At 61.4% G+C, this 2,716-nt stretch carries 4 protein-coding genes; 2 read left to right on the top strand and 2 right to left on the bottom strand.

What is annotated here, in order from left to right:
• Window positions 1–447: alpha/beta hydrolase family protein (locus tag ACYVDE_RS19595; RefSeq protein ID WP_460503226.1), on the bottom strand; the 447-nt coding region annotated here is incomplete at its 3' end.
• 156 nt (window positions 448–603) lie between these two features.
• Here ACYVDE_RS19595 and ACYVDE_RS19590 point away from each other — a divergent pair.
• Window positions 604–1,611 carry a polyprenyl synthetase family protein gene (locus tag ACYVDE_RS19590; RefSeq protein ID WP_460503225.1) on the top strand — a complete coding sequence of 336 codons (1,008 nt, stop codon included), beginning with the start codon at window positions 604–606 and terminating at the stop codon, window positions 1,609–1,611.
• Window positions 1,612–1,840: 229 nt separating this feature from the next.
• Here ACYVDE_RS19590 and ACYVDE_RS19585 read toward each other — a convergent pair whose 3' ends face one another.
• Window positions 1,841–2,149, bottom strand: a complete 309-nt coding sequence (locus ACYVDE_RS19585) for a hypothetical protein (protein ID WP_460503224.1) — start codon at window positions 2,147–2,149, stop codon at window positions 1,841–1,843.
• Window positions 2,150–2,290: 141 nt separating this feature from the next.
• Between ACYVDE_RS19585 and ACYVDE_RS19580 the strand changes: the two genes are divergently transcribed.
• Window positions 2,291–2,716, top strand: a 426-nt coding sequence (locus tag ACYVDE_RS19580; protein WP_460503223.1) for a cytochrome P450, incomplete at its 3' end; no start/stop codon positions are given.

Below are 2,716 nucleotides of genomic sequence, written 5' to 3'. Positions count from 1 at the left end.
GAGGGCGCGCACGCGCGGGTCTTCGGCGGCTTTCAGCAGCACGAGGCCGCCGCCGCGGCTGTGCCCGGCCAGGAAAAAGCGGCTCAAGTCCATCTCCGCAGCCGGCACGGGCGTAAGGCCGGGCGCAAACAACGCGTCGATAACTTGGCCGATGTCGTCGAGCTCGATGCTGAAATTGTTGCGCCCAAAGGCGTCTAAATCCTCTAAATCGCCGGTGCCGCCTACCACCAGTCCGTTGTGCGACAGGTTCAGCTTCACAAATACAAAGCCGCGCTCGGCAAAGAAGCTGGCCAGCAGCGGGAAGTGCCCCCAATCTTTGAAGCCTTTGAAGCCGTGCACGAACAGCAGCACCGGTTTGGCCCGGCCATCGGCGCGGTAAGTGGCATCGGCTTCGAAGGGCCGGCCGTGGGCGGGGCCGGTGAGCAGAAAAGACTGGCGAGTGAGCATGAAGCTAGCGGTGACGCAGTTATGAGGCAACGAAGAAACGGGGCAGTTGGTAACGATGTAATGAAGAGATAAAAAACGACTTTGTTTACACGTCCCGGCACTTCATCACGCCATCCCTTCATCGCATAGAAGTTGTGGCGTATCATTGCCGCCGCAATGCCCAACCCCGCCACCATCTCCCTCGACCAGATTCAGGCCCCCATCGCGGCCGAAATGACCGAGTTTGAGTCCAAATTCCGCCAGTCGATGCGCACCAAGGTGCTGCTGCTCGATAAGATTATGGGCTACATCGTGAAGCGCAAGGGCAAGCAGATTCGGCCGATGTTCGTGTTTCTCACGGCCCGCGCCGCCCGCCCCGAGCCCAACACCGGCGACCCGCTGCCCGATGCCTCGTTCCGCGGCGCGGCCCTCATCGAGCTGCTACACACGGCCACGCTGGTGCACGACGACGTGGTGGACGAAAGCAATTACCGCCGCGGCTTCTTCTCCATCAACGCGCTGTGGAAGAACAAGATTGCCGTGCTTGTGGGCGATTACCTGCTCTCGCGCGGCTTGCTGCTCTCGCTCGAAAACGACGATTTCGACCTGCTCAAAATTGTGAGCAACGCCGTGCGCGAGCTCAGCGAAGGCGAGCTGTTGCAGATTGAAAAAGCCCGCAAGCTCGACATCACGGAGGACGTGTATTTCGACATCATTCGGCAGAAAACGGCCTCGCTCATTGCCTCGTGCACGGCGGTGGGCGCGGCCTCCGTCGGGGCCGATAAGGAGACGATTGAGCGCGCCCGCCTCTTCGGCGAGAAAGTGGGCATCGCCTTCCAGATTAAGGACGACCTGTTCGACTACGGCACGGCCGAAATCGGCAAGCCGGTGGGCATCGACATCAAAGAAAAAAAGATGACGCTGCCGCTGATTTACGCCCTGCAACAGGCCAGCTGGCTCGAAAAGCGCCAGGTTATCTTCAACGTGAAAAACAATGCCGGCCACCGCGACCGGGTGCAGCAAGTCATCGACTTTGTGAAAAAATCGGGCGGCCTCGACTACGCGATTCAGACCATGAAGCGCTACCGCGACGAAGCCCTGGCCATTCTGCACACCTTCCCGGAGTCGCCGGCCCGCCTGTCGCTGGAGCAGCTAATTAACTACACGATTGAGCGGGAGAAGTAGAACGTCCCCGCCTGTCATTGCGAGCGAAGCGCGGCACCCGAAGGTCAGCGTATCTAATCCTTTCTCTCGATGCGGAAAGCCAGATAAAGTGACCAAGTTTTTTAAGCGAAAAGCCCCGACACTACACAGCGTCGGGGCTTTGCACATCTTGGGTGTTGGTCGCTGCGAGAGGAAGGATTAGCTACGCTGACCTTCGGGTGCCGCGCTTCGCTCGCAACGACAGGCATTCTTACTTCGGCTCGGCTACCTGGTAGCTCACGCTGCCTGGCTTCACTTCGCTTACTTTGAACGTGACGCCGTCGAAGGTGCTGTCTACTTCGAGGGTGTGGGTCATCTCACAGCCGGGGCACTTCACTTCCTCGATTTCGTGGTTGGCGGCGTGCTCCGAAGAGTCGGCCTGGTCGTTGGGGGCGGGCACGCCGAGCAGGTCGGTGAAGACTTCGGTGTGGCACTTATTGCACTCGAATTTGAGGCCGACGGCGCGGCCTTGCAGGTCGGCGAGGGGAGCGGGGGCGTTGGCTTGTTGCTGAATCCACATAAGGTGCGGGGATTTGGGAGGTGAAAGAACAGGGTGGGGGCGAGGCCCTTGCCTGGCTGTACGCGGGCGGCCCGAAAAAGATAGGGTGGGCCCGGTGCGGCGTTATTTTTGGGGAGCCACATCACATTGTGGCCCCGCGCCATGGCCGAGCTGCTGCCTTCCGAAACTGTTGCGCCGGCCGGGCTCGTGCGGCTGCCGCGCGTGCCGCGCTGGCGCTCGCTGCTGCGCTCGTTTGCCCTGGCTAAGAACCCGCTGCCAGTGCTCAGCCAGGTGCTGGCCCGCTACGGCGACACCGTGGAGCTGTTCATTGGCGGGGTCGAGAAAAGCATTCTCACCCGCGACCCGGGCCTGATTCAGCACGTGCTGCAGAAAAACCACCGCAACTACGCCAAGTCGAAGTTCAGCCAGAGCTTTGCCCGCTACATCGGCCACGGCCTGCTCACCAACGAGGGGCCCGACTGGCTGCGGCAGCGCCGGCTTATTCAGCCTGGCTTCCATCGGCAGCGCGTGGCGGCCCTCACCGGGCTGATGCAGGAAATCGCGGCCGACAGCCTGGCCCCGCTGGCC

This window comes from Hymenobacter agri, from assembly GCF_054778495.1.
Note: the sequence above shows the minus strand (reverse complement) of the source record. Positions and strands in the feature narration are given on the sequence as shown.